27 protein-coding genes are annotated in these 24,363 nt (G+C 55.1%); 19 read left to right on the top strand and 8 right to left on the bottom strand.

Features of this window, described 5'->3' with window-relative positions:
• Positions 1-68 precede the first annotated feature (68 nt).
• Positions 69-659 carry a tRNA-uridine aminocarboxypropyltransferase gene (locus ABT56_RS04695; protein WP_047877711.1) on the bottom strand — a complete coding sequence of 197 codons (591 nt, stop codon included), beginning with the start codon at positions 657-659 and terminating at the stop codon, positions 69-71.
• Positions 660-730: 71 nt separating this feature from the next.
• Complete coding sequence (locus ABT56_RS04700) at positions 731-1,753, bottom strand: COG3650 family protein (RefSeq protein ID WP_053062379.1); 1,023 nt, start codon at positions 1,751-1,753, stop codon at positions 731-733.
• Positions 1,754-1,814: 61 nt separating this feature from the next.
• On the opposite strand from ABT56_RS04700, the gene ABT56_RS04705 reads away from it, so the two are divergent.
• Positions 1,815-2,285, top strand: a complete 471-nt coding sequence (locus ABT56_RS04705) for an EVE domain-containing protein (RefSeq protein ID WP_047877712.1) — start codon at positions 1,815-1,817, stop codon at positions 2,283-2,285.
• Between the two features lie 39 nt (positions 2,286-2,324).
• On the opposite strand, the gene ABT56_RS04710 is transcribed toward ABT56_RS04705, so the two are convergent.
• Both ABT56_RS04710 and ABT56_RS04715 read right to left on the bottom strand, forming a co-directional pair.
• Positions 2,325-3,125: a Cof-type HAD-IIB family hydrolase gene (locus ABT56_RS04710; RefSeq protein ID WP_047877713.1), complete on the bottom strand. Its 801-nt coding sequence runs from the start codon at positions 3,123-3,125 to the stop codon at positions 2,325-2,327.
• Between the two features lie 97 nt (positions 3,126-3,222).
• Complete coding sequence (locus tag ABT56_RS04715) at positions 3,223-4,224, bottom strand: alpha/beta fold hydrolase (protein WP_047877714.1); 1,002 nt, start codon at positions 4,222-4,224, stop codon at positions 3,223-3,225.
• 238 nt (positions 4,225-4,462) lie between these two features.
• On the opposite strand from ABT56_RS04715, the gene rhtB reads away from it, so the two are divergent.
• Entirely contained in the window at positions 4,463-5,080 is a 618-nt protein-coding gene (gene rhtB / locus ABT56_RS04720) for a homoserine/homoserine lactone efflux protein (protein ID WP_047877715.1), read from the top strand.
• Between the two features lie 60 nt (positions 5,081-5,140).
• On the top strand, positions 5,141-6,361 hold the full coding sequence (locus ABT56_RS04725) for an EAL and HDOD domain-containing protein (RefSeq protein ID WP_047877716.1): 1,221 nt from the start codon (positions 5,141-5,143) through the stop codon (positions 6,359-6,361).
• Between the two features lie 2 nt (positions 6,362-6,363).
• Here ABT56_RS04725 and ABT56_RS04730 read toward each other — a convergent pair whose 3' ends face one another.
• A complete protein-coding gene (locus ABT56_RS04730) occupies positions 6,364-7,197 on the bottom strand; it encodes a LysR family transcriptional regulator (protein ID WP_047877717.1) in 834 nt (277 codons plus the stop codon).
• Between the two features lie 284 nt (positions 7,198-7,481).
• Between ABT56_RS04730 and ABT56_RS04735 the strand changes: the two genes are divergently transcribed.
• Together ABT56_RS04735 and ABT56_RS04740 are read left to right on the top strand one after the other, a co-directional pair.
• On the top strand, positions 7,482-8,204 hold the full coding sequence (locus tag ABT56_RS04735; RefSeq protein ID WP_047877718.1) for an SDR family oxidoreductase: 723 nt from the start codon (positions 7,482-7,484) through the stop codon (positions 8,202-8,204).
• 181 nt (positions 8,205-8,385) lie between these two features.
• On the top strand, positions 8,386-9,390 hold the full coding sequence (locus tag ABT56_RS04740) for an acyltransferase (RefSeq protein ID WP_047877719.1): 1,005 nt from the start codon (positions 8,386-8,388) through the stop codon (positions 9,388-9,390).
• Positions 9,391-9,404: 14 nt separating this feature from the next.
• On the opposite strand, the gene ABT56_RS04745 is transcribed toward ABT56_RS04740, so the two are convergent.
• Complete coding sequence (locus ABT56_RS04745; protein ID WP_047877720.1) at positions 9,405-9,734, bottom strand: DUF2500 domain-containing protein; 330 nt, start codon at positions 9,732-9,734, stop codon at positions 9,405-9,407.
• A 246-nt stretch (positions 9,735-9,980) separates the two neighbouring features.
• Here ABT56_RS04745 and ABT56_RS04750 point away from each other — a divergent pair, with 246 nt between their 5' ends.
• From ABT56_RS04750 to ABT56_RS04770, 5 genes are all read left to right on the top strand, one after another.
• Complete coding sequence (locus ABT56_RS04750) at positions 9,981-10,346, top strand: hypothetical protein (protein ID WP_047877721.1); 366 nt, start codon at positions 9,981-9,983, stop codon at positions 10,344-10,346.
• A gap of 896 nt (positions 10,347-11,242) precedes the next feature.
• Positions 11,243-11,878 carry a lysoplasmalogenase gene (locus tag ABT56_RS04755; RefSeq protein ID WP_047877722.1) on the top strand — a complete coding sequence of 212 codons (636 nt, stop codon included), beginning with the start codon at positions 11,243-11,245 and terminating at the stop codon, positions 11,876-11,878.
• A 26-nt stretch (positions 11,879-11,904) separates the two neighbouring features.
• Complete coding sequence (locus ABT56_RS04760) at positions 11,905-12,216, top strand: putative signal transducing protein (protein ID WP_047877723.1); 312 nt, start codon at positions 11,905-11,907, stop codon at positions 12,214-12,216.
• Between the two features lie 126 nt (positions 12,217-12,342).
• On the top strand, positions 12,343-12,582 hold the full coding sequence (locus tag ABT56_RS04765; RefSeq protein WP_047877724.1) for a YecH family metal-binding protein: 240 nt from the start codon (positions 12,343-12,345) through the stop codon (positions 12,580-12,582).
• A 176-nt stretch (positions 12,583-12,758) separates the two neighbouring features.
• Positions 12,759-13,346 (top strand): YhgN family NAAT transporter, encoded by a 588-nt coding sequence (locus ABT56_RS04770; protein WP_047877725.1) that lies wholly within the window; start codon positions 12,759-12,761, stop codon positions 13,344-13,346.
• A 65-nt stretch (positions 13,347-13,411) separates the two neighbouring features.
• Here ABT56_RS04770 and ABT56_RS04775 read toward each other — a convergent pair whose 3' ends face one another.
• Positions 13,412-13,678 (bottom strand): DUF1145 domain-containing protein, encoded by a 267-nt coding sequence (locus ABT56_RS04775; protein ID WP_047877726.1) that lies wholly within the window; start codon positions 13,676-13,678, stop codon positions 13,412-13,414.
• On the bottom strand, positions 13,675-14,283 hold the full coding sequence (rsmD, locus tag ABT56_RS04780; protein ID WP_047877727.1) for a 16S rRNA (guanine(966)-N(2))-methyltransferase RsmD: 609 nt from the start codon (positions 14,281-14,283) through the stop codon (positions 13,675-13,677). The genes ABT56_RS04775 and rsmD overlap by 4 nt, the downstream gene beginning before the upstream one ends.
• 122 nt (positions 14,284-14,405) lie before the next feature.
• On the opposite strand from rsmD, the gene ftsY reads away from it, so the two are divergent.
• The 9 genes from ftsY to glpD all read left to right on the top strand — a co-directional run bounded on the left by ftsY (position 14,406) and on the right by glpD (position 24,292).
• Positions 14,406-15,743 (top strand): signal recognition particle-docking protein FtsY, encoded by a 1,338-nt coding sequence (gene ftsY, locus ABT56_RS04785; protein WP_047877728.1) that lies wholly within the window; start codon positions 14,406-14,408, stop codon positions 15,741-15,743.
• 3 nt (positions 15,744-15,746) lie between these two features.
• On the top strand, positions 15,747-16,415 hold the full coding sequence (gene ftsE / locus ABT56_RS04790; RefSeq protein ID WP_047877729.1) for a cell division ATP-binding protein FtsE: 669 nt from the start codon (positions 15,747-15,749) through the stop codon (positions 16,413-16,415).
• Positions 16,405-17,331: a permease-like cell division protein FtsX gene (ftsX, locus tag ABT56_RS04795; protein ID WP_047877730.1), complete on the top strand. Its 927-nt coding sequence runs from the start codon at positions 16,405-16,407 to the stop codon at positions 17,329-17,331. Before ftsE ends, ftsX begins: the two co-directional genes overlap by 11 nt.
• Positions 17,332-17,453: 122 nt before the next feature.
• Positions 17,454-18,314, top strand: coding sequence for an RNA polymerase sigma factor RpoH (rpoH, locus tag ABT56_RS04800; RefSeq protein WP_047877731.1), 861 nt, complete (start codon positions 17,454-17,456; stop codon positions 18,312-18,314).
• 470 nt (positions 18,315-18,784) lie between these two features.
• The gene (glpE, locus tag ABT56_RS04805) at positions 18,785-19,114 is read left to right on the top strand and encodes a thiosulfate sulfurtransferase GlpE (RefSeq protein ID WP_047877732.1); all 330 of its coding nucleotides are present in this window, start codon (positions 18,785-18,787) and stop codon (positions 19,112-19,114) included.
• Between the two features lie 79 nt (positions 19,115-19,193).
• Positions 19,194-20,030, top strand: coding sequence for a rhomboid family intramembrane serine protease GlpG (gene glpG / locus ABT56_RS04810; RefSeq protein WP_047877733.1), 837 nt, complete (start codon positions 19,194-19,196; stop codon positions 20,028-20,030).
• Positions 20,031-20,299: 269 nt separating this feature from the next.
• Positions 20,300-21,670 (top strand): glycerol-3-phosphate transporter, encoded by a 1,371-nt coding sequence (glpT, locus tag ABT56_RS04815; RefSeq protein WP_047877734.1) that lies wholly within the window; start codon positions 20,300-20,302, stop codon positions 21,668-21,670.
• Between the two features lie 161 nt (positions 21,671-21,831).
• Positions 21,832-22,590 carry a DeoR/GlpR family transcriptional regulator gene (locus ABT56_RS04820; protein WP_047877876.1) on the top strand — a complete coding sequence of 253 codons (759 nt, stop codon included), beginning with the start codon at positions 21,832-21,834 and terminating at the stop codon, positions 22,588-22,590.
• 193 nt (positions 22,591-22,783) lie between these two features.
• On the top strand, positions 22,784-24,292 hold the full coding sequence (gene glpD / locus ABT56_RS04825) for a glycerol-3-phosphate dehydrogenase (RefSeq protein ID WP_047877735.1): 1,509 nt from the start codon (positions 22,784-22,786) through the stop codon (positions 24,290-24,292).
• The last annotated feature ends 71 nt before the right edge of the window (positions 24,293-24,363 follow it).

Raw genomic sequence — 24,363 nt, forward strand, 5'->3', positions numbered from 1 at the left:
TCCATCGTAAACCGACTAGTCAGTCGGTTAAATTGTAGACGATGATGGCCCGCTTTGCTGTGAGGATCTTATGATTTCCTGTGGCCGCTCTTGTCGGCATGGAACACCGTGATGAACGCCTCGAAGTACTTCAGCAGGGCATCCCCATCCGTGCCATACCCCAGTTCTTGCAGGACTGCGGCACCGGCCTCGCAGGTACAGAGGTTGCCGGGGGTCTGGTTGCGGCGTAGCTGGTAGCTCGACGGGGAGTCGGCGCTGATCGCCAGTCGCGGGAGCGCGGCCAGCCACGGGCTGCGGCGGACCATCTTGCGGGCTTCCTGCCAGGTCGCATCGAGGATGATCACCAGCGGGATTTTCTCCGCATCCGGTACATAGGCGCAGGAGGCCGTGTGCTCGTCGGCGGGGAACAGCAGCCACGGCTGGTAGCGGGGATCGACCAGCATCGCTAGCAGCTCGGACGGCGGGTTGGTTCGGTCCCAGATTTGGCGTTCGCAGTTGGGTAGGGTGCGCAGCATCAGCTCGCCGGTATTGGTGTCCTTGCCCATTTCTCGGGGATGGGTCAGCAGGACAATCGGCAGCGGGCAGTCCAGCTGCGGTTCGCTCTCGCAGATACAGTTGTGTTGGAACCCGCAGCGCGGGCAGGGTTGGCTATGATGCATGGTCAATCGGTGCTAGGGGCTGAATAGGGATGACGCAGAGTGTGGCATACCCAGCGTCATCGAGGCAAAAACTATCGTGGTAGCCGGATCAGCCGGGGGCCGCTATCACCAAGGAAATAGGACGAGCCATCAATGGTTTCCTGCCAGACAATCAGGCTATTGCCATCCCGTCGGTAGATCCGTTCGCTGGCTGCTGCCTGGCCGGGCTCGAAGGTGATGCTGAGCAGATCCTGCCCTGATTGATGCCAGAATCCGCTGGCCTGTGGCGCCCCGGAGTCGGGGGTGATGACGGCGGTGTGATCGGGGTTTAGCGTCAGCTGGTGGCCGTCCGGCGTGTCGCTGCTCTGGTAGTGGCCGAGCCAGGGGGCGGCCGGATCAGTATTGGCCAGGGTGGCGCAGCCGGTATAGGTTTGCTGCTGCCAGACGAGGGTCGATTGCCAGCCGAACAGGCTATCGCTCATCGTGTCGTTGCACTGGGCGCGTAGCAGGGTCAGGGTGAAGGGCGATCCGAGGTAGGTATGGCGATCCGGTTCGATATCGCGGGAAGCGACAGGGCTTGTCAGGGCGGCGGCATTCGGTCGCCGGAGGCTGGCCTGTTGGTTGTGAATGGACAGCGACCAGCCCGGCTCGGCTCCGAAGGCCCGTGTCGGCTGCGGGGTCTGCTGGCATTGGCCTTTGATGTCGGTTGTGAGGCGGTTGATATGATCAACCCTTAGCAGGGCATCGTAGTTAGCCGCGAACCCGTCATCCGGGGCGGGTTCGAGGGTGCCGACGAACTCGCCGTAGAGGGGGTGGTAGCCCGGTGCTGCGAGGGCACCGGCGGCAGGGGCATCGCCGCTTGGCAGCACGACCCAGTATTGGCGGGGGCTGCCGCATGGCTGGAAGCTGCGGGTTTCGTGGCCGAGGATGACCTCCCCCCTGAGCAGGAATGGTTGTGGGCTGGTGGTGACTGGCCCGGTTGCGGCCGGGGTCTCGGTGGGGGCGGCGTTGTTGGGCGCCGCCGGACGGACTGCCGGGGTGTGTGGGGCAAAGTTGCAGCCTGCCAGCAAGAGGGCTACAGGCACGAGGAGCAGGTGGCGGGACTGGCGTATCATCCGGTTCTCCCGTTGTGGTAGGCTGGCACTGTCTAGTCAGTCCCAACAGAAAGAGAATGCGATGGCATATTGGTTATTTAAGACAGAGCCGGACACCTTTTCAATAGATACCCTGAAGAAACAGCAGGTTTCATGTTGGGAAGGGGTGCGCAACTATCAGGCTCGCAACATGATGCGTGATCAGATCCGGGAAGGGGACGAGGTCTTTATATACCATTCGTCGTGCAAGGATGTCGGGGTGGTGGGGATTGCCGAGGTGGTGCGCGAGGCCTACCCGGATCATTTTCAGTTCGATCTGCAAAGCGCGTATTTCGACCCCAAGTCCGATCCGGCCAACCCCCGCTGGGTGATGGTGGATATTGCCTACCGGCGTCACTTGCGGCTGGTGTCCCTCAAGAAGATGAAGGCCAATCCAGCATTGGATGATATGCCGTTGGTGCAGCGCGGGAGCCGCCTGAGCATTATGCCGGTGACGGAGGCGCAATGGGAGGCGATTCTGATGATGACCGGTCAATTCCCGCCGGTTGTGTAACAAGAAAAACGCCCCAGGGGGAAGGGGCGTTGGTTTCGGTTATTTAACCAGATGCTCGCTGAGATAGCGGGCGACGGCCTCGTCGGCACAGTCACCGATCACCTCGTTGTCCGGCAGGGCGCGCTTGACCTTGTCATGGGCGGTGCCCATCACCAGCCCCTTGGCGGCCATCGATAGCATTTCGACATCATTCATGCCGTCGCCGAAGGCGATGCAGTCGCTCAGATCATAGCCCTTGGCTTTTGCCACGGCCTCGAGGGCAAAGCCCTTGGAAACGCCGGCGTCCATCACTTCCAGGCACCACGGGGTGGAGAATGCCACGTTGGCGCGCTCGCCCAGTTCGGCGTTGAACCTGTCTTCCCACTCAACCAATTTGTCGTGGTCCTGGTCGTCGCGGGTAAAGAATACCTTGGCAATCCCGTCCAGCGGCGGGTTGTCGACATCGAACAGCTGATAGGTGAAGGTTTCGTGGAAATCCTTGAGGTTTTCGTCCTCGACATTGAGGAGCCAGTCGTCGTTGCGGTAGATGTGGATTTTCAGCTCGGGATCCTGCTTGGCCATGGCGATCAGGGCCGCGACGACATCGGGCTGGACGTCCTGCTTGAAGATGGGATTATCGTTGCTGTCGTGGACGCGGGCACCGTTGGAGGTGATCATGTCGGCTGGGATCCCCAGCTGCTGGCGCATGTCGGCAACGTCGATATGGTGGCGGCCGGTGGCAAAGACGAAGTGCTTGCCTTGGGCGTGAAGGGCCTGCAATGTTGCCTTGGTGTAAGGGGCAATCTTGTGGTCAGGAGTCAGTAGTGTGCCGTCCAGATCGGACGCGATAAGCTGGTACATGAAACCTCTCGTGTAGCGACAGAGGCCCAAAACGTCACCGTCTTGGGCGATACTGGAGCAATTCTAAACCAGTTCACCCAAGATAAAAGAGGCTATTTTATACTGGGGTGATTTCCGCTTTACCGAAGTGTGCCAAGGCTGCTTCAAGCGCAGGCCGGCGGTACTGATCGGCCTCGAACAGCAGTTCATGGCGGGCCCCCTCGATGACGGTGAGATCGCAGGTTCCCCCCGTTGCCGCCATCGCCTGACAAAACTGCGCATGGGCGCCATTGTCGATGATGGTGTCCTCGCTGGCCTGTAGCAACAGTAACGGGGTCTGGATCTGGCCGGCCTCGCGGATGCTGCGCTTGGCCGCAGCCAGCCCCTGCCATACCCAGCGCGAGCTTGGCCCGCCAATTTTCAGTTCCGGTTTGTGCTCGTAGAGATCGCGGAACCATTGGTAGCGGATCTTGCTTTGGCTAAGCGGATTGCCCGCAAACGGCTTGGGGTAATAGGGAACCTGACCCGGCGCATAGCTGGGTTGGCGCTGGAGCTGCTCGACGACGCGGGCCAGCGGCGAGGCGATAGGGCGCATCCATTGGCGCAGGTGGATCCCGTGCATCGGGGCCGAGAGTACCGCGCTGTCAATCTTGCCGGGGTGGCGGGCCAGATACAGGCTGGCGATGGTTCCGCCCATGGAATGGGCCAGCATGAAATGCTGGCGGTAGCCCTTGGGGGCAACGATACTGTCAATGAAGGTGTTGAGATCGGCGACGTAGTCGTCGAACTCCTCGATATGGCCGAGCTCGCTGTCATCTGCCAGCCGGTCGGATACCCCCTGGCCCCGGTGGTCGAGGGCATAGACGTCATAGCCCTGGCAGACTAGGTCGTAGAACAGCTCCTGGTATTTCCAGTAGCTTTCGATCCGGCCGTTGACCACAATGATTGCCTTGTCGGGGTTGTATCCGGTCAGGGCGACCCAGCCGATTTGGCGCTGGTCAGCCCCGCAGAACATTCCCTCTTTGCGGTGCTGCCATAGCTCGGCGGCGGGACCGGCCATGGTCTGGGCAAAGGTATGCTCTTGGGTGAATGTGGTCGGTAGCTGGGGCTGGGCTGTCATTGTTTATCTCGTTCTATCGCGTGTCCGGCAAGTATATACTCAAGTTAGCGCAAGATGCAGACCCCGTGTTTTTCCGGTGCAGGGTGTTATTGAGCCTGTGCGGTATGCCGGGGGTTGATCTTAGTAATATTGGCGGCTGAAACCGGTTGCGCTGCAAGGCTTACACCTGCTACCGTGTAGTGTTTTTTTGTGTTTTTCTGTCCCTGCCGGGCAGGGAGCTGTATCACAGGAGTTTGCGGTGAGTGTCGAAATGTGGCTTGCCTATCTGGCAACGGCCATCGTCTTTAGCTTTGCGCCCGGATCCGGGACGGTAAATTCTATCAGCAACGGGATGGTGTATGGCTGGCGCAAGTCGCTGGCTTCGATTCTCGGTCTGCAAATCGGCCTGACGGTGCATATCGTGCTGGTTGGCGTCGGGCTCGGTGCTTTGGTGGCCCAGTCTGCGGCGGCTTTCACCTTGATAAAATGGGTCGGTGGCGCCTACCTGATTTGGCTCGGTATCCAGAAATGGCGTGATCGTGCCTCGCTGGCCGTCGGCAATCGAGATCTCGGTGTTTCTGGTTGGCAGCTTTGCCGTCAGGCTGTGTTGGTTAACCTGACCAACCCTAAAACGGTCGTGTTCCTCGTCGCCCTATTTCCTCAATTTATTGACCCGTCACAGCCCCAGCTCAGCCAGTTGTTGGTGTTGGGCGTGACCACCGTGGCAGTGGATGCATTGGTCATGTTGACCTATGTCACGTTGGCTTCCCGCTTGGCAGGGTATATTCGCTCCGATCGGGTCATGTCATCACTCAACCGAGTCTTCGGTTCTATGTTCATCGGTTGCGGTGCCCTGCTGGCAACTGCAAAGGCCTAATCAGGGAATGGCAGGCTGATGGCCTGCCTGTGCCACTTATCAGAGTCGTGATCACCTGCTATGTATTCATATGTCGCCCGCCAGCCGATTTTCAACCGTCAGCAGAAAACCGTTGGGTATGAACTGCTGTTCCGTGACGGCGAGAGCAATGCTTTCCCGTTGGATATGGATGAAAACAAGGCCACCTGCCGCCTGCTGGTGGATAACTTCCTTGCCGGAGGTAACACCCCTGCGATGTCTGGCAAGCGTTGTTTCATCAATTTTCCCCATCAGACACTGATCGAACTGTTGCCGGTCATCCTGCCCAAGCAGCAGATCGTTATCGAGGTGCTTGAAACCTGCCGGCCGGATGACGAACTGCTACAGGCGGTACGGATGCTGAATCAACGCGGGTATCTGATTGCCTTGGATGATTTCGACCTCGATCCTAGCTGGCAGCGCTTTTTGCCTTTCGTCCACATTATCAAGCTTGACCTGATCAAAATAGGGGTCGAAGCGGCATGTGCCTATGTGGCAGAGAACCGCCATCGCCGGCTGATGTTCCTTGCCGAGAAGGTCGAGAACCATGCCGAGTATGCCCGTACCCTCGAAGCCGGTTTCCATTTCTTTCAGGGGTACTACTTCAGTCGCCCCGAACTTATCAAACATCGTCCGCTCAAGCCGGAACGGCTGACGACCTTGCGTCTGCTGCAGGAGGTGTGCCGCGACGAGGTCAACTTTGATCGTGTCGAGCAATTGATCACCGGCGATGTCTCGCTTTCCTATTTGCTGCTGCGTTATGTCAATACCGCCAGTCAGACGATGGTGCCGATCAGCGGCTTTCGTCAGGCGCTGGTGTATTTGGGTGAGGATAGGCTCAAGATGTTTGTCAGCGCCGTTGCCACAGCCCAGGCATCGATGGCCAAGCCGCGAGAGCTGTATGCCTTGTCGCTTCAGCGCGGGCGGATGTGTGAGCTTATTGCACCGGCGATTGCCGGGGTGGACGACAAGGCCGCGTTTATGGTCGGTTTGCTGTCGTTGCTCGACGCGCTGCTTGATCAGCCGCTCGACAAACTGATGTCATTGTTGCCGCTCGAGCCGGAGATCACCAACGCGTTGCTGCAGCGATCCGGGCGGCTGGGCGATATGCTTGCCCTGGCGGTCGCCTATGAGCAAGCCGACTGGCAGGCTGTCAGCCAAATTTGCAGCCAGCATGCGTTGAGCGAAGAGCTTGTTCGGCACAGCTATAACAGCGCACTTGCATGGTCCTCGCAGTATCTGGCCGCGACGCCAAGCGCTTAGCGCTAGCACGCTTGGCTAAGAGCCTTAACCGCAGCGGCCAGAGCTGGGTTGAGGGTTTTGTTGGCGGGGTAGCACAAGCCGATCCGGCGGAACATCCTTGGCCCCTCGAGCGGTACGGTCACCAATGCCTTTGAGCCTTCTAGGACACCCGTCGGCAGGAACGAAATACCGAGCCCGGCCTGAACCAGATGCATAACCTGGGTTTTGTGCTCGGCCTTGGCGACAAGATTAACGGCCAGCCCGTCACAGGCGAGTAGGCCGATGGTCTGCTGGTGTGCCTCGCACGGCGGGCATTCGATAAAGTCATGCTGGTGGAGCTGTTCCGGCCTGACCCGCTCCAGTGTCGCCAGCGGGTGCCCTGGCAGCATGCACAGTACATAATCCTCATCCCATAGCGGCATGAATATCTCGTCGTCTCCCTTGAACATATCCAGCGTCAGCCGCGCATCATACTCGCCGTCGTGATCCACCAACTCCAAAAGCAGGTTGGGTATTGCCGTTTTGAGCGTGCGCAGTACGTTGGCCAGTGCGGTTTGGCTTAGGTCAGGGAAGTTGCCGAGCCGGAGCGGCAGGCATTCGGTGCGGGCCTGAAATAGCGACGGCAGGCGGTTGATGTCTGCCAGTAGGCGGATGGCAAGCGGGTAGAGGTAATGGGCCTCGTCGGTAAGGGTGACGCCTTTTTTGTGGCGCTCGAACAATGGGGTACCCAATTCGATTTCCAATTTTTTGATGGCGCTTGAAATGGATGGTTGTGAGACAAAGCAGCGTTCGGCCGCAAGGGTGATGTTCTTCTCTTCGTAGACAGCGACGAAGAAACGCAGGAGGCGCAGATCCATAATCAGGTATCCGAGGGAGTGGAAACGAGGCGCTATGATGGCCCGCCATGTAGAGAAAGGAAAGGAAAAGCCGGGCAGATGACCTTGCTTTTTGACACAGTGGGGGACGGGTAGTGGCTGTTTATCCATAGCTAAAACTTATGATAAGCAGAGGTAAACGGTATTTTTCATAGCAGGGCTGGCTCGTTATAGTGACAGCCATCATCAGTCGGCCGCTGATTTTGTCTAGAATCACGGGAAAGGGTTTCAACGTGATCTCTTTTTCCAATACATAGGTGAATGTTATGTCAAAGTCTCTTGTTGTGATCACTGGTGCAAGTTCGGGCATTGGTGAGGCTACTGCCCGTACCCTGTCTGCGCAGGGCCATCCGTTGTTGTTGCTGGCCCGTCGTGTTGATCGTCTGACCGCGCTTGGCCTGCCTGATACCCTTTGTCGCCAGGTTGACGTGACAGATGGCGAAGCGGTCAAGGCTGCGATTGACGAGGCCGAGGCGTTGTACGGTCCGGTAGACTGCTTGGTCAACAATGCCGGGGTGATGTTGCTGGGGCTGGCCCACGAGCAGGATCCTGCCGAATGGAAGACGATGTTTGACGTTAACGTGATGGGACTGCTAAACGGTATTCATGCGGTTCTGGCCAAGATGAAGGCCCGCCAGCACGGTACGGTTATCAATATCAGCTCGATTGCCGGTCGCAAGACGTTCCCTAACCACGCGGCATACTGCGGCACCAAGTTTGCCGTTCATGCGATCACAGAAAACATCCGCGAGGAAGTCGCCGACGACAACGTTCGCTTTATTACTATCGCTCCAGGTGCCGTGGATACCGAACTGCTGAGCCACACGACCAGCGAGGCGATCAAGGCCGGCTACGAGGAGTGGAAAGAGGGTATGGGCGGGGTGATTGCGCCGCAGGATATCGCCAATGCGATTAGCTATGCTTACCAGCAGCCACAGCACCTGTGTATCCGTGAGATCGTGCTGGCAGCAACGCGTCAGCAGCCTTAAGCCAGGTAATCGCCGGTTTGCAGGCAATGTACTGAATAAGAAAGGCAAGTTGCATCCTGTTGTCGAGTGTCTAAATAACGGCAGGCTGCTATAGTCAAAGCGGGCCATCCCACCGGGAGGCCCGCTTTTGTATTATTGCGCAGTGCTATTCACAGCGCCGGTTCGGCGGCAGGGAGGACAGGTGAGAGAGAAAATCCAATTTTTTGATGTGCTGCGCTGTATGGCGGCGGTGGCCGTGGTGGTGATCCATGTGCTGGGGCCGTACCGGGAGCAGCTTGGCCAGATCAGCGATGGCAGTTGGATTGTCGCGATCTCTTTCAACAGCTTCAGCCGCTGGGCAGTGCCGGTATTTATCATGATTTCCGGAGCATTGATGCTCAGCGATCGGCGGCCATTCGAGTTGGGCTATTATGTCCGGCGCCGGCTGGGCAAGGTGCTGGTGCCGTTTTTGGTGTGGTCCTGCTTTTATGCCGGCCTGAGCGGCTTGAGCGCTGGCGGGTATGACCAAACGCTGGCCTTGGATACCCTGCTGGCCCTGCCTATCCATGAAACGTACTACCACTTAGGGTTCTTCTATTACTTTATCCCGCTCTATTTTGTCGTGCCTTTCCTGCGTTATTTCGTCCAGCATTACGACCGCAAGGCGGTGATAGCCCTGACGGGGCTGTGGCTGGGGTTGACCGCCTTGTTCCTGTTTCGGATCGACGGGCCGTGGAGTCATGAACTGGTGCTCTATAGCGGTTATCTATTGTTGGGGTACGTGGTATTTCAATGGCAGTGGCCGTCATGGGGATGGTTGCTGCTGTTGGGCGGCGGCTGTCTGTTGCTGACCGATTACATGGTGCTCAGTAACAGTTTCGCTGCCGGCGAGTATACCGTCGGGCGCTGGCTGTCCTACAAGACCCTCAATACCGCCCTGATAGCCGCGATGATCTTTGCCCTAGGCCGTTATCTGGCCGACAGGATGAATGAGGAGTGGCTGGGGCGGTTGGCCTTTATGAGCCGCTATAGCTTGGGGATCTATCTGCTCCATCCCCTGTTTCTCTGGCCGGTACGGGCCTTTGATTGGTATTTCCTGCCGCCGTTGTTCATGATCCCCCTATGGACGGTAGTGGCCACCGGGCTGGCCCTGTGGGCCAGCTGGCTTCTGGGCAAAAGTTCGAAAACGGCCTGGTTGGTCCCTTGAGCCCAGCGGTGGGTTCAGCGCTGGAGCGCGAAGTGGAGGAACTTCAATCCCTGATAGGTCAGGGTACCGCTGTCCCCGGGATTGAGGGCATGATAGTAGTGGATACCGACCATGAATTCGCGCTTGGGGCCGCCGCGGGTAGGTTGGACGTAAATCCAGTATTCCTGATCGTCCTGGCCGGGCTGTGCCCCGATCACCGGCACGCTTTGCTTGTCGAGCACAGTGACGTCAATTTTGCGCTCTTTGGCGCTTTCGCCGAGCATATGCTGGCGGTAGATGCGGGCGAAGCTGGCAATGGCGACAGCGAGTAACAGCAGCATCAATGCTGGGATCCAGATTGGCATGTTGGGTCTTCCTTGGCTGTGACGGGAGAAAGGCGAATGTAATGATAGCGGGTTCTTATTATTCACAATCTCGCTTGCCTGCGTATGGGGATGGCTATATTTCGTGATCTCGGTTGAGTGGCGAGGCGCAATATGCCCTTGTGGCATTGTATTTTAGTGGCTTGACGGAAAACGGGGTCGGTGTACTTTGCTTCTTGGCCTAGTCACGGTAAGTTAGAAAGGATGTCGGTAGAGGAATGAAGCTGTATGGCGAATATTGAATTAGTGGTGACCCGCTCGCGACGGATTGAGCGCTTGCTGCGAGAGCATTACCATGCCGAGGGCAAGGGACTGCACCAGCTGATCACGAGCAGCGAGGAGCGCTTGCCTCATGAGATCATCCCCAAATTGCGGTTTATTGCTTCGGTGCGAAACAAAACGGTACATGAAGACGGCTATCGGCTCGATGACAAAAAAGGGTTCATTGCAGCCTGCAAAGCGTGCGAAAAAGAGCTGACCCCTCGGAGCGGTCGGTTTGTCTGGACCATTGCTGTTCTGCTGGTGCTGGGTGCCACGGCCCTTGCCATCTGGTTCTATTCGATCCACTGGCACCGTATCAACCTGATGCCGTAGTGATATCAACAAACAAAAAAAGGTGCCTGAGGGCACCTTTTTTTATGGGAATTTTTTATAGCCCTTAGGCTTAGTAGATAACAGGCAGCGTCATGAGACCGACAATTACGGCGATCATCATTAGGCCTTGTTTTTGAGAAGAGGTGAACATAGTAAGGCTCCTTGGTAGCTGCTTGTTAAGGTATGTATTTAGAATAGCATTGTTTTTGGTGGTTATTCAAGCAACATTGTCAAATCTTGGTAATAAATGAATTTTATTGAGCCATAAATGGTTGTTTTTGATGTTTTGAATGTTGTTTTCTCATAGGGTGAAAAATACCCACGCTGTTCAAATATGGTTCTCTATGTTTTAACTTGATGTTTTTATTGGTTTTTAAATGTGGTTTTGGTGTGTTTTTATTGAGCTTTTCTAGAAGTTTGTATTTTGGTGGTTTCCTGTCTGTCAGGTTGGTTTTGCTAAGTTAAATATTGTTTTTATCACCAAATTGATGGCCGATGGCTTCCTTTGTGTCACCCCGCCCTCAATACAGGGCATGAGTTGATATTTTTGAGGCTGCTAGAGGGGCGTGGCTATTCAGTGGCGACATTAGGCTTGTTTTTCATGTATATCTTATCTAATTAATTGTTTTGTATTGTATTTTTATCGATTTCTGGATTGTGTTAATTAATGTTTATGGGGTGTATTTATCTTCGTGAGTGATTCAGGGGAGGGAGCTGGTGGTGGAATTTGATGCCAAACGATTGCTTTTGTGCTTATGTGTGGGGTGGCAAGGATTAACATGACCACGGATGGGTTATTGGCTTGGCTTGCTAGACAATTATGGGTATCCCCCTAAACTGGGTTGGCCTCAAAAATAACTAATTTCAGCTATGTTAATAATAGTGGCGGTGATGTGATGTGGGTCTGGTTAGCTATTGCTCTTTCTGCGTTGTTGCATATCTCGGCGGCTTATAGTGGTCCTCGTTGGCAGTTTTACTTTTTTAAGCCCTTTACCCTTGTTTTGCTATTGGTGCTGGCTTGGCAGTCTGGCTCAGGCGATGCGTACCATTGGACCATCATGGTCGGCCTGGCCTTGTCGCTGGTTGGGGATGTTTTCCTGATGCTGCCCAATGACCGTTTCATCGCGGGGCTAACAAGCTTTCTCTTGGCCCATATTGCCTACTCGGCTGCGTTTTGGTCTCAGTTTGGTGGCGGCATGGTGTGGTGGTTGCCCGCCTTGTTGGCAGCCGCTGGGGTGATAGCGCTGCTGCTGTTGCTACCCGGGCTGGGGCGGTGGGTACTTCCGGTTGCGGTCTATATAGCGGTGATTTGCCAGATGGCCTGGGCGGCTGGTGAGTATTGGCTTACAGCTTCGGATATGCCGGCTTTGCTGGCATTTGTCGGTGCTCTGGTGTTTATGTTTTCGGATCTGTGCCTAGCCTTCAATCGTTTCCGGGGGGCGTTTCGCTCGGCGACAGCCTGGATCATGGGAAGCTATTTCTTGGCACAAGGACTGTTTGTGGCGACATTGGCTACCGGTGTGGTTCGCTAGGGGGCGATTGCCGGGAGGGAGGCGATATGACTGAGAGTTGGCTCGAAGTCTACAAGGCGGCGAACGCCTTGGAGGCGCATAGCCTGAAAGGGATGCTGGAGGCCGAGAATATCGAGGTATGCCTGCGTGGAGAGGGGCTGCTGGCCGCGGTCGGGGAGTTGTCTGCTGACGTGGTGGAAGTGACGATTTGGGTCGCCTCGTCTCAATTTGGGCTGGCAAGACAGCTATTGGCTGATTACGAGCAGGTTGCTCATCCGCCATGGTTTTGTCCTGAATGCAGTGAACGGAACGAAGGATCATTTGAGATATGCTGGCACTGCGGGCGGGAATCCCCGTGAGGTGAGGTGTTTCGGGGTATCTTGGCCAAAAGGTGTATTAAAAATATATTATTTGTTTTGCGTCAAGGCGGGCGGTGAAGAGCACGGTAATATGGCGGCAGTTAACTAACGTATCTGAGGTCGACCATGAGCCAAGTCCATGCCCATAATGTATTGAATAAGTTACTTGAGGCGAGCACGCCTTATACTTTGGATAGCCTGCGCAAGGCGGTGCTGGCTGAGTATGGTGATGAGGTGCGCTTTCATACCTGCAGCCAGCAAGATTTGACGTTTGATGCATTGATGGATTTCCTACTGTCAAAACAGAAAGTTGTCATCGACGGTGAGCATGTTGTTGCTAACCGCGATCGGATGTGTAATCACTGATTGGCAACGGGTAAACACTAGCCTATTGGCATTGAATTATTTTGCTTATCAGGTGGCAAAATTATCGCCACCTGATTGTTCGTTTGTTATACTCTCTCGTCTCTGGTCGACAGTCTGGTCGATCATCCTAATTCTCGATATATCTTTCTTTATATACACTTTCTGAGGTCTGCTCTGTGGAAATTATTTCTGCGGCGGTCATGCTTTTTCTGATCATGGATCCGCTCGGCAATTTGCCGGTCATTCTGTCTATTTTGCGACATATCGATCCGAAGCGTCGCCGCTTCATTATGATCCGTGAATTGCTGATTGCATTGGTGATTCTGTTGTTGTTCCTGTTCTGCGGCCAGAAAATGCTGAATTTTCTGCACGTGTCGACAGAGACTGTCAGTATTTCGGGGGGGATTATCCTATTCCTGATCGCGATCAGGATGATTTTCCCGCAACCGGGCGGGGTGTCGGGATTGGCAGCCGGTGAAGAGCCGTTTATTGTGCCGATGGCGATACCTATGATTGCTGGCCCGTCAGTGTTGGCTTCCCTGTTATTGTTGGCCAATCAGGAGCCGGGGCGCACCGGAGACTGGGTGATTGCCGTTTTGTTGGCCTGGGGTGCCTCGTTCATCATTTTGATGTTCTATGAAGTGTTTAACCGGCTATTGGGCGAGAAGGGCTTGAAAGCCGTAGAGCGTTTGATGGGCTTGCTGCTGATCATGATATCGACCCAGATGTTCCTTGACGGTATTCGGAAGTTTTTCCAGTTCTAGGCACGAAATCGGAAGATAAAAAAAGCGAGGTATATCCTCGCTTTTTTTGTGGTTGTAAAACCCAATTACATCATGTGTTTGCGTCGAATATCGAGCAAGGCAAAGATGCCGAAGATCAGAATAGACCATTTTTCCCAGCGGCTCATTGTGATCTTGTCGCCGAAGGCCCCTAGGAAGATCAGCATTTGTAGGCCATGCATCATAAACAAGAAGCCGGTCATAATGTAGAGCGCTATTGCGGCAACCCCGGGGAAGGGGTAGAAAATGTTAAGCAGCAATACCAACCACACGAACCCGATGGCGGCTTTGGCTAATTTGATCAGAATATTCATGCGTCCTCCCTTGTGTACAGCCGGTAGCATACCTGCCCCGCGGTTTTCTCCCGGTGCAGATGCCAGTCTGCGGGGGTATCCGGTGTGCCCAGCTCTTTTTCTGCTTCAATATAAATGACGGCATGGGGGGCTAGCCACTGGTTTTGCTCCAGCAGGCTGATCACTTGCTGAAGCAGCTCTTTGCGAAATGGCGGGTCGATAAATACCACATCGAATGGTGTCGCTGGCTGCTGTTTCAGGAACATCAGGCTGTCTGAGTTATGAATGGTGGCGTTGTCGGCACCAATGGTCTGGCGATTTTTCTCCAGTTGCTGGGCCGCTGTGCGGTCGAGTTCGAGCATGGTGACGTGGCGGGCACCGCGAGACAGAGCTTCGAAACTGAGGCTGCCGCTACCGGTGAACAGATCAAGGCAGTTGGCATCAATAATGTCTTGGGCCAGCCAGTTGAAGACGGTTTCCTTGACACGGTCGGTGGTTGGGCGCAGCCCTTCAACGTCGTGAACGGGCAGTTTGCGACCCCGCCAACGGCCACTGATGATCCGGACAAAGCCTTCGCGGCGGGTAGATGGCATTTTTTGCCCTGATTGTTGTCTGCGTCTTGACATAGATTTCTTCGACCGTTGAGAAAATGATAGTATAACCAAACCCCTGCCAATTATGTTTGTAAACCTGGCAGGGTAGGATGATCAAGCTGCAAATTGTACCAATCAAGCTCTAGGATTTGCCAATGGCAGAAAAAAAGAAACGCGGATTATTTTCGTGGCTGGGCTTTGGTTCGGAAGAGCCTGCCGAGCAAGTAGAACAAAAATCCTCAGCCGTCACTGGTGAGGAGCAAGACAAGGCCGCAGAGGCAGAAGCCAAAGCGGCTGCCGAAGCTGCGGAAGAGGCAGAAGCCAAAGCGGCCGCCGAAGCTGCGGCAGAGGCAGAAGCCAAAGCGGCCGCCGAAGCGGCCGCCGAAGCTGCGGCAGAGGCGGAAGCCAAAGCGGCCGCCGAAGCTGCGGCAGAGGCGGAAGCCAAAGCAGCCGCCGAAGCTGCGGCAGAGGCAGAGGCCAAAGCGGCTGCTGAAGCTGCGGCAGAGGCAGAAGCGCAAGCGAAAGCCGCCATTGAGGCGGAAGCACAGCTGGTACAGGAAAAGCCGAAAAGCGAGGGTTTCTTTGCCCGTTTGATGCGTGGCTTGAAAAAGACCAAGACCAATTTCGGTGCGGGGTTCTTCGGCCTGTTCAGCGGCAAGAAAATTGATGAGGATCTGTTCGAAGAGCTCGAGGAGCAGTTGCTGGTGGCCGATGTCGGTATGGACACCACGCTCAAGATCATCGAGAACCTGACAGACAAGGCCGAGCGCAAAGACTTGAAAGACGGCGAGGCATTGTTCGGCTTGTTGCGCGAAGAGCTCAGCGAGATGCTGGTCAAGGTCGAGCAACCGCTGGTCATTGACGAGGCCAAGAAGCCTTACGTGATCCTGATGGTTGGCGTGAACGGGGTGGGCAAGACGACTACCATCGGCAAGCTGGCCAAGCAGTTCCAGAACGAGGGCAAATCCGTGATGCTGGCTGCCGGCGATACTTTCCGTGCCGCGGCGGTGGAGCAGCTACAGGTTTGGGGTGAGCGCAATAATGTGCCGGTAGTGGCACAGCACACCGGTGCCGACAGTGCTTCGGTAATTTATGATGCCATCGAGTCAGCCAAGGCCAAGAATGTGGATGTGGTGATTGCCGATACGGCAGGCCGTCTGCAGAACAAAGGCAACCTGATGGAAGAGCTGCGCAAAATTGTCCGGGTAATGAAGAAGGTCGATCCGCATGCGCCGCATGAAATCATGCTGACGCTGGATGCCGGTACCGGTCAGAATGCTATCAGTCAGGCCAAGTTGTTCAGTGAAGTTGCACCGGTAACCGGTATTACCCTGACCAAGCTTGACGGTACCGCGAAGGGCGGGGTGATCTTCGCCATTGCCGATCAGTTCAATATTCCAATCCGCTACATTGGTATCGGCGAGGGTATTGAGGATTTGCGCCCGTTTGCCGCTGATGAGTTTATTTCGGCACTGTTTAGCGACGAGGAATAATACGTGATCAGGTTTCAGCAGGTAAGTAAGGCCTATCGGGGTGGGCGCCAAGCCCTGCAAAAGGTTGATTTCCATCTGCAGCCAGCAGAAATGGCGTTTTTGACCGGGCACTCCGGGGCAGGTAAAAGTACCTTGCTGAAACTGATCTGCGCCATGGAGCGGCCGAGCGATGGCAAGGTGTGGTTCAACGGCCATGATATCTCACGTATCGACAGCAAGCAGATCCCGTTTTTGCGCCGTAATATCGGGATCATTTTCCAAGACCACAAGTTGCTGATGGACCGCAGTATCTTCGACAATGTCGCGCTGCCGCTGCGGGTCGAGCAGGCAACGGAAAACGAGATCAAGCGCCGGGTATCGGCGGCGCTCGACAAGGTGGGGTTGCTCGACAAGGCACTCTGTTTGCCGATCCAGCTTTCCGGCGGCGAGCAGCAGCGGGTGGGTATTGCCCGTGCGATCGTCAATAAACCGTTGCTGTTGTTGGCCGATGAGCCGACCGGTAACCTCGATGCCGCCCTGTCACAGCAGATCATGAATCTGTTCGAGGAGTTCAATCGGGTCGGGGTGACGGTGTTGATGGCCACCCACGATACCTCGTTGCTCAACTCTCGAGACTACCGCCGGTTGGACTTGCATCTGGGACAACTGAGGGAGCTTGGTCATGGCGCGTAACAAAACGGGATTTTTTGCAATCCACAAGCAGCAATGTAAGCAGGCACTCACTGATCTGATGCGACGCCCGCTGGGGAATGTGCTGACCTTGGCGGTTTTGGCTTTTGCCTTGACCCTGCCCGCGACGTTTTATCTGTTTGCCAAGAATATCTCCCTCGCGGCCCAGGCTTGGCAGACCCCGACCCAGCTGACCGTCTATCTCGAGCCTTCGACATCGAAGGCGGTGACAGATACGCTGCGCGAAGAGCTGGCCGGTTGGCCGGAAGTGGCCAAATTAGACTATATTTCTCCCGAGCAAGGTCTCGATGAACTTCGTCAGCAAGCCGGGTTCGATCAGGCGGTGAGCCTGCTCGATGATAACCCGCTGCCGCCGGTGTTGGTGTTGGTGCCAAAGGCCGGGTGGCAGGAGGCCGGTCAGGCCGGCATGCTCGCGGCCAAGCTACGAAGGCAAAGTGCGGTCGAAGAGGTTCGCCTCGACAGCGACTGGATCCAGCGGTTGGATGCGATAAAACAATTGGTACTGGCGTTGGCCAGTGTGGTCTCCGGACTGATGCTGGTGGCGGTGTTTTTGATTGTCGGCAACACATTGCGGTTGCAAGTGCTCAATCAGCGTGACGAAATCCAGGTGATGAAGCTGGTCGGTGCGACAGACAGTTTTATTCTGCGCCCGTTCCTATATACCGGGGTCTGGTACGGAATTATCAGTGCGGTGTCGGCTTGGATCCTGACGGCACTGATCACGGTATTGCTTGATAGCGCCGTAGCGCACTTGGCGGGGCTGTATGATAGCAGCTTCAGTCTGGTTGGGCTGGGCTGGGACGAAAGTCTGCTGTTGCTGATGCTCGCGGCCTTTATCGGTTTGTTGGCCGCCAAGCTTTCGGCTGGTCGCCATTTGAAAGAAATTGAACCTGTGTGACGTTTTTGAGTCTACAAATAATGTAAATTTGCCAACTTGCTTGCAAACGAGGCTGCTTTTTGGGCATTATTGCAGGTTCAGGCGATTTCCCATTGGTACAAAAAATACACGAGGTTTGTTGAATGGCACAAGAGATGACATCAATGGCTCTGGTTTCTGCAGACAGCCTGGACAGTTATGTCCAGAGCGTCAACAGCTATCCGATGCTGTCGGCGGAGCAGGAGCGCGAGTTAGCTGAGCGTCTTCACTTCGAAGGTGATATCAATGCTGCAAAGGCGTTGGTTATGTCGCACCTGCGTTTTGTTGTTCACATTGCTCGCGGCTATTCAGGCTACGGCCTGCCAATGGCAGATTTGGTGCAAGAAGGCAACGTGGGCCTGATGAAGGCGGTCAAACGTTTCAACCCCGAAGTTGGGGTGCGGCTGGTATCGTTTGCTGTGCACTGGATCAAAGCTGAGATCCACGAATATGTGCTGCGCAACTGGCGTATTGTCAAAGTCGCGACCACGAAGGCCCAGCGGAAACTGTTCTTCAACTTGCGCAAGGCCAAAAAGCGCCTTGGCTGGTTCAATAACGATGAAGTCAACATGGTTGCCGAGCAATTGGGTGTTGATGCCAGCGAGGTCCGCGAGATGGAATCGCGCCTGGCCGCTCAGGATGCGGCATTCGAGCTGCAGCCTGAAGACGACGATCGCGATGGAGGCTACAGTGCTCCGGTCTATTACCTTGAGGATAAGTCATCGGATTTGGCCCGCAGTTATGAAGACAATAACTGGGAAAGCTATGCCAACAATCGTCTTTCTTCTGCCCTGTCCGGGCTGGATGAGCGTAGCCAGCATATCGTCCGTGCCCGTTGGCTGGATGACGAGAAGATGACCTTGCAGGAGCTGGCCGACTATTACAATGTCTCGGCCGAAAGGATCCGTCAGTTGGAAAAAAATGCGATGAAAAAGCTCAAGGATGCCGTCGGCGACGTTGCCTGAGGATCCTGAGAAAATATCCACAAAATTGATTTTGGAAAAACCAGCCATTGGCTGGTTTTTTTGTGCAATAAATCTGAGAGATAGCTCTAAAAAAATGGCCTTTTAAGCGTTATCCATGAATGTTATCCACAGCTTTTTATAGGATCCGAACTACATATAGTGGATCCTATTTTCTCTAGGCACATTATCAACGCAATTCACAGCCTTTTCCACAGAAGGTCGTTTTTTGACCGCCTGCTGGTATGGGGTGAGAGTGAGTATGGTGTGAGCCCTTGCTGGCACTGGCTTTGCTCATGCCATAGCGCGGGCTTATACCCGTACTTTTTCTATGGGGCTGTGGGTAACCGCATGGGTTACAATGGCCGGATAGGGATCGGCGGTACCGATGTTGTCGAAAACGGACGATCGTCACATTTTTGTGCCTGCCGATGATCCTATTCAATGATCATAATAGAGAGAGTAGAGTGCAGATGGATCAGTTTGAGCATATTTCGGTCGAGCAGGCCTATCAGTTGCTGTTTGAGCAGGACAGTGGGGCGGTGTTGGTGGATATTCGTGATCCGCAATCCCATGCCTTGGCGCACCCGGAAGGCGCATTTCACCTTACCAATGATACAATGGTTCAATTCATGGAGCAGGTAGATCCTGACCAGCCGGTGATTGTCATGTGCTATCACGGCATCAGTAGTCAGGGGGCCGCGCAGTACCTTATCCATCAAGGCTTTGATTGTGTCTATAGCCTTGACGGAGGGTTCGAGGCGTGGCGCCGCGAGTCTTACCCCTGCATCCAAACCGCCTAGTTGCTGAAGGGTTGCCATATCGTTGCCCGGCCCGGCGGATTATCAAGGCAAATGGCAACCATTGGATGAGGAGACGAAAATGTATCGTTTAGCCGGGTTGGCGAATCCGCGTCAGGCACAGGCCTTTATTGATTATATGGCCTCACGGGGTATCGAGTTGGTGCTGGCACCGGAGCCCGAGGGGCGTTTTGCGTTGTGGCTGGAAGATATCCAGTATCAGGTCGAGGCGGAGGCAGAGCTCAACCATTTCCTTGCCAATCCCTATGATCCCAAGTACCAGGCTGCCTCTTGGCAGGTTGCCGATACGCGTACGGCCCGTTTCAGCTACCGTAATCCGAGCCTGATCAAGATGGTCAAGGCACAGGCCGGCCCGTTCACCTTGCTGGTGATGGGGGTAACCATAGGGATCTATATCTTGTGGTTGCTCGGCATGCAGCAGGAGGTGTTTTCGGCCGCCCATTTCCCGCTGATGGATGGCGATCAGTGGCAGCTATGGCGTTTCTTCAGCCATGCACTGATCCATTTCTCGGCGGTGCATATTATTTTCAACTGCCTGTGGTGGTGGCTGCTCGGCGGCCAGCTGGAGCTGCAGCGCGGCAGTAGCAAGCTGGTGCAGCTATTTTTGGTGTCGGCCTTGGTGTCGGGTTTTGCCCAGTTCTGGTTCTACGGCCCGAATTTCGGGGGATTGTCGGGGGTCGTCTATGCCCTGATGGGCTATATCTGGTGGATGGGGTGGCTGGCTCCTGAACGGGGATTGGCGATTCCGAAATCCTATGTGGTCTTTATGCTCGTTTGGTTAGTGCTGGGGTTCGCCGATATCGTGGGAATGTCGGTGGCCAATATGGCTCATTTGTTCGGCCTGCTGACCGGCTGTGCCCTTGCCCTGTTTGACGCCAAGCTGGGTTCGGCCAAGTAAATTCAAGACCCTCCTGATGCAAAAGGTGGACGCTATTTGGGTGTTCACCTTTTTTGTTGATATACCTATCTAATTCTTATTTTCGGTAAAAAGTAGCGCATTTTCGGCTCAATACCGAAATAAAACCCGCCAATTCGATTTCATTCACATTTTATTACCAGTTTTAGAGCAATAATTTGCATACTTTGAGCGAAATGGATTGGTTTCGCGCGTTCTGTATTCGTTTGTACCCATACCATTGCTAAAAACTAATTAAAAAGGAACATTTTATGTTTGGTCTGTTCAAACCCGCGCCGCATCGCGAGCGCTTGCCCGACGGGCAGGTTGATAGCGTCTACCAACGTCTCCGCTGGCAGTTGTTTGCCGGTATTTTTATTGGTTATGCCGGTTACTACCTTGTTCGTAAAAACTTTAGCCTGGCAATGCCTTATCTGATTGAAGAATACGGCTACAGCCGCGGTGATCTTGGTGTCGCGCTGGCTGCCGTTTCGATTGCGTACGGCCTGTCCAAGTTCTTGATGGGTAACGTTTCAGACCGCTCCAACCCGCGGTATTTCCTTGCCGCCGGCTTGAGTATGTCGGCCATTGTGATGCTCTGCTTCGGCTTTATGCCGTGGGCAACGGGCAGCATTGCGGCAATGTTCATCTTGCTGTTCCTGAACGGTTGGTTCCAGGGTATGGGCTGGCCTGCTTGTGGCCGGACCATGGTGCACTGGTGGTCGCGCAAGGAACGCGGCGAGATCGTGTCGGTATGGAACGTGGCCCACAACGTGGGTGGCGGCTTGATTGGTCCACTATTCCTGCTGGGTCTGTGGGCGTTCAATGACGACTGGCGTTCGGCTTTCTACGTGCCTGCATTCTTCGCCCTGATGGTGGCGGCGTTTACCCTGCTGACCATGCGCGATACACCGCAGTCATGCGGCCTGCCTTCAATCGAAGAGCACAAGAACGATTATCCTGATAGCTACGACGGTTCGCATGAGAAGGAGATGACGGCCAAGGAGATCTTCTTCAAGTATGTATTCAGCAACAAATTGCTATGGTTCATCGCGATTGCCAACGCCTTCGTATACCTGATCCGCTACGGCGTGCTTGACTGGGCTCCGGTTTACCTGAGCGAAGTGAAGGATTTCACCGTAGACAAATCATCTTGGGCGTACTTCCTGTACGAGTGGGCCGGTATCCCTGGTACCCTGCTGTGTGGTTGGATGTCGGATAAATTCTTCAAGGGCCGCCGTGCGCCGGCAGGTATCTTGTTCATGGCTTTGGTTACCGTGGCTGTGCTGGTTTACTGGTTCAACCCGGCGGGCAACCCGACTGTGGATATGGCGGCACTGGTTGCCATCGGCTTCCTGATCTACGGCCCGGTAATGCTAATCGGCTTGTATGCCCTTGAATTGGCTCCGAAGAAAGCAGCAGGTACTGCAGCAGGTCTGACTGGCTTGTTCGGCTACCTTGGCGGTGCGGTTGCGGCGAATGCCATCTTGGGCTACACCGTTGACCACTTCGGTTGGGACGGCGGCTTCATTGTCCTGACGGCATCTTGTGGCCTGTCTATCTTCTTCCTGACCCTTGCGCTGATTGGCGAGAGCAAGCTGCACCGCGAGCGGATGGAGCAAAAGGCTGCCGAGACGGCTTGATTGGGATCGCCATCATTGGCATCTTGGCTAGAGCCTAGGTAATATGACAAGGCCCCGCATCGGCGGGGCCTTGTTGTTTATTAAGCTTGACCGCACGCCGCAGCCCGCACAGCCTGAGCCTGCGTCAGCTTGTTGAAGGTGATATAGGAGCCTCGTCAGCAGTGAAGCAAAGCAAACGACACCAGGAGATCATCGATCTCGTTAAAACCCAGGGCTACGTCAGCACTGACGATCTGGTTGAGCGGTTCAATGTCAGCCCGCAAACTATCCGCCGGGATCTCAATGAACTGGCCGCCGACAACAAAATCCGCCGCCACCATGGTGGGGCAACCATACCGTCGAGCTCAGTTAACGCCTCCTACAGTACCCGTAAGGTGATGCAGCTGGCCGAGAAGGACAAGATTGCCCAGGCGATGGTTCAGCATATCCCGGACGGCGCAACCCTGTTTATCGATATCGGCACCACGCCGGAAGCCGTGGCTCGGGCGTTGCTTGAGCACCACGACCTGCGTATCGTCACCAATAACCTCAATGTGGCCAGTATCCTGACCGGGAAAGATGACTTCCGGGTGATCCTCGCCGGGGGAGAAGTGCGCAACCGCGATGGCGGTATCGTCGGCGAAGCTACATTGGATTTCATTTCCCAGTTCCGGCTTGATTTTGGGATCCTCGGTATCAGCGGTATTGACCTTGACGGCTCGCTGCTTGATTTCGATTACCACGAAGTTCGGGTCAAGCAGGCGATTATCGAAAACAGCCGTTGCGTGATGCTCGGCGTTGACCATACTAAGTTTGGTCGCAATGCGATGGTCAATCTGGGTGACATAAGTCAGGTTGATATGCTGTTTACCAACCATATGCCGCCGGACTCGTTGGCGAAGAAACTGACCGAGTATGATTTGCATATCGAAATCATCTAGCCTGTACCCTATCTGTTTTTCGTAAAGCTGCCATCAGGCAGCTTTTTTTATGCCATATTGCTGACGCGATCATAAAATCATCGAATTCGAATATATTTGTGATGATCTTGATCAAGTCTTTGTCTATTATGTTCGCATTCGAGCGTTAATGCTCGAATACGAACATTTAAATTAGCGTGGGTAGGGTGGTGATATGGCAGAAGCAGTACTGGATGTAATTGTTGTGGGTGGCGGGATCAACGGGGCGGGTATCGCGGCCGATGCGGCGGGGCGCGGGCTGACGGTCGGCCTATATGAGGCGGCGGATTTTGCCAGTGCGACATCGTCGGCGAGCTCGAAGCTGATTCATGGTGGTTTGCGTTACCTTGAACACTACGAGTTTCGTTTGGTGGGGGAAGCGCTGGCCGAGCGCGAGGTGTTGTTGCGCAAGATCCCCCATATCGCCAAGCCGATGCGCTTTCGCCTCCCGCATCGTCCGCACCTGCGTCCGGCCTGGATGATCCGCGCCGGCCTGTTTCTCTACGATCACCTAGGCAAGCGAACAACGCTTCCTGCAAGCCGCAGCCTGCGCTTTGGCGAAGAATCCGTGCTAGTACCGGAGATCACCAAGGGGTTCGAGTACTCCGATTGCTGGGTGGATGATGCCCGTCTGGTGATCCTCAACGCGATGGAGGTGGCCGAGCGGGGGGGTGAAGTACGTAACCACTGCCGGGTCGAAAAAGCGGTGCGGGAGCAAGATATCTGGCGGGTGAGCATCCGCGATACGCTAAGCGGTGACGTGTTCGAGCGCCGTTGCCATGCCTTGGTCAACGCCGCCGGCCCTTGGGTCAAGGCCTTTTATGATCAGAGCCTCAACTGTCCATCGCCGCGCAATATCCGCCTGATCAAGGGGTCGCATATTGTCGTGCCGCGGGTGCATGATCAGGAGCAGGCCTATATTCTGCAAAACAGCGACAATCGAATCGTATTCGTGATCCCTTATCTCGATAAGTTCTCGATCATCGGTACCACAGACGTCGAGTACCGGGGCGATCCGCGCGAGGTGGCCATCGACGAGCCGGAGATTGGCTACTTGCTTGATGTCTACAACCAGCATTTTGTTCGCAAGCTGGGGCGTGACGACGTGGTATGGACTTACAGTGGCGTGCGTCCACTGTGTGATGACGAGTCCGACTTGCCGCAGGCGATCACCCGCGATTACACGCTGGAGCTGGAGCAGGAAGACAATCAGCCGCCGTTGTTGTCGATTTTCGGCGGCAAGCTGACAACCTACCGCAAGCTGGCCGAGGCTGCGATGGCCAAGCTGGCTCCGTTTTTCCCCGCGATGGGGGCACCATGGACGGCTGATAGCTACTTGCCTGGTGGCGAGGCTGGATTTAATCCGACCCAGCAGGCCGATGCGCTGAAGGGACGTTACACTTGGCTGCCTGCCGCCAGTGCGTTGCGGATGGCCACTAATTACGGCAACCGGGTTGAGCGGATTATGGGTGGGGTTGAGAAGGAAGCCGATATGGGACTGCATTTCGGTGCCGGTTTCTATGCCCGTGAACTTGATTACTTGCTGGAGCATGAGTTTGTACGTGAAGCGAGTGATGCCTTGTGGCGCCGCAGCAAGCTAGGCTTGTATCTGGATCAGGCACAGCAGCAGGCTGTTGCGGAGTATATTGCGCAATGGTACGCGGTTCGGGTCAATGCGGCCTGAGCGCGATAACGAAAGAGGCGGATTGCCATTATTCTGCCCATGATGAAAAAGGCGCCGAAAGGCGCCTTTTT

The sequence above is a fragment of the Photobacterium aquae genome, from assembly GCF_001029445.1.
GTDB lineage: Bacteria > Pseudomonadota > Gammaproteobacteria > Enterobacterales > Vibrionaceae > Photobacterium > Photobacterium aquae.

Bases quoted from the DNA above. Each gene is read 5' to 3' on its own strand.
- ABT56_RS04695 (WP_047877711.1), bottom strand. From the start codon at position 659: ATGCATCATAGCCAACCCTGCCCGCGCTGCGGGTTCCAACACAACTGT.
- ABT56_RS04700 (WP_053062379.1), bottom strand. From the start codon at position 1,753: ATGATACGCCAGTCCCGCCACCTGCTCCTCGTGCCTGTAGCCCTCTTG.
- ABT56_RS04705 (WP_047877712.1), top strand. From the start codon at position 1,815: ATGGCATATTGGTTATTTAAGACAGAGCCGGACACCTTTTCAATAGAT.
- ABT56_RS04710 (WP_047877713.1), bottom strand. From the start codon at position 3,125: ATGTACCAGCTTATCGCGTCCGATCTGGACGGCACACTACTGACTCCT.
- ABT56_RS04715 (WP_047877714.1), bottom strand. From the start codon at position 4,224: ATGACAGCCCAGCCCCAGCTACCGACCACATTCACCCAAGAGCATACC.
- ABT56_RS04725 (WP_047877716.1), top strand. From the start codon at position 5,141: ATGTATTCATATGTCGCCCGCCAGCCGATTTTCAACCGTCAGCAGAAA.
- ABT56_RS04730 (WP_047877717.1), bottom strand. From the start codon at position 7,197: ATGGATCTGCGCCTCCTGCGTTTCTTCGTCGCTGTCTACGAAGAGAAG.
- ABT56_RS04735 (WP_047877718.1), top strand. From the start codon at position 7,482: ATGTCAAAGTCTCTTGTTGTGATCACTGGTGCAAGTTCGGGCATTGGT.
- ABT56_RS04745 (WP_047877720.1), bottom strand. From the start codon at position 9,734: ATGCCAATCTGGATCCCAGCATTGATGCTGCTGTTACTCGCTGTCGCC.
- ABT56_RS04750 (WP_047877721.1), top strand. From the start codon at position 9,981: ATGGCGAATATTGAATTAGTGGTGACCCGCTCGCGACGGATTGAGCGC.
- ABT56_RS04755 (WP_047877722.1), top strand. From the start codon at position 11,243: ATGTGGGTCTGGTTAGCTATTGCTCTTTCTGCGTTGTTGCATATCTCG.
- ABT56_RS04760 (WP_047877723.1), top strand. From the start codon at position 11,905: ATGACTGAGAGTTGGCTCGAAGTCTACAAGGCGGCGAACGCCTTGGAG.
- ABT56_RS04765 (WP_047877724.1), top strand. From the start codon at position 12,343: ATGAGCCAAGTCCATGCCCATAATGTATTGAATAAGTTACTTGAGGCG.
- ABT56_RS04775 (WP_047877726.1), bottom strand. From the start codon at position 13,678: ATGAATATTCTGATCAAATTAGCCAAAGCCGCCATCGGGTTCGTGTGG.
- rsmD (WP_047877727.1), bottom strand. From the start codon at position 14,283: ATGTCAAGACGCAGACAACAATCAGGGCAAAAAATGCCATCTACCCGC.
- ftsY (WP_047877728.1), top strand. From the start codon at position 14,406: ATGGCAGAAAAAAAGAAACGCGGATTATTTTCGTGGCTGGGCTTTGGT.
- ftsX (WP_047877730.1), top strand. From the start codon at position 16,405: ATGGCGCGTAACAAAACGGGATTTTTTGCAATCCACAAGCAGCAATGT.
- rpoH (WP_047877731.1), top strand. From the start codon at position 17,454: ATGGCACAAGAGATGACATCAATGGCTCTGGTTTCTGCAGACAGCCTG.
- glpE (WP_047877732.1), top strand. From the start codon at position 18,785: ATGGATCAGTTTGAGCATATTTCGGTCGAGCAGGCCTATCAGTTGCTG.
- glpG (WP_047877733.1), top strand. From the start codon at position 19,194: ATGTATCGTTTAGCCGGGTTGGCGAATCCGCGTCAGGCACAGGCCTTT.
- glpT (WP_047877734.1), top strand. From the start codon at position 20,300: ATGTTTGGTCTGTTCAAACCCGCGCCGCATCGCGAGCGCTTGCCCGAC.
- glpD (WP_047877735.1), top strand. From the start codon at position 22,784: ATGGCAGAAGCAGTACTGGATGTAATTGTTGTGGGTGGCGGGATCAAC.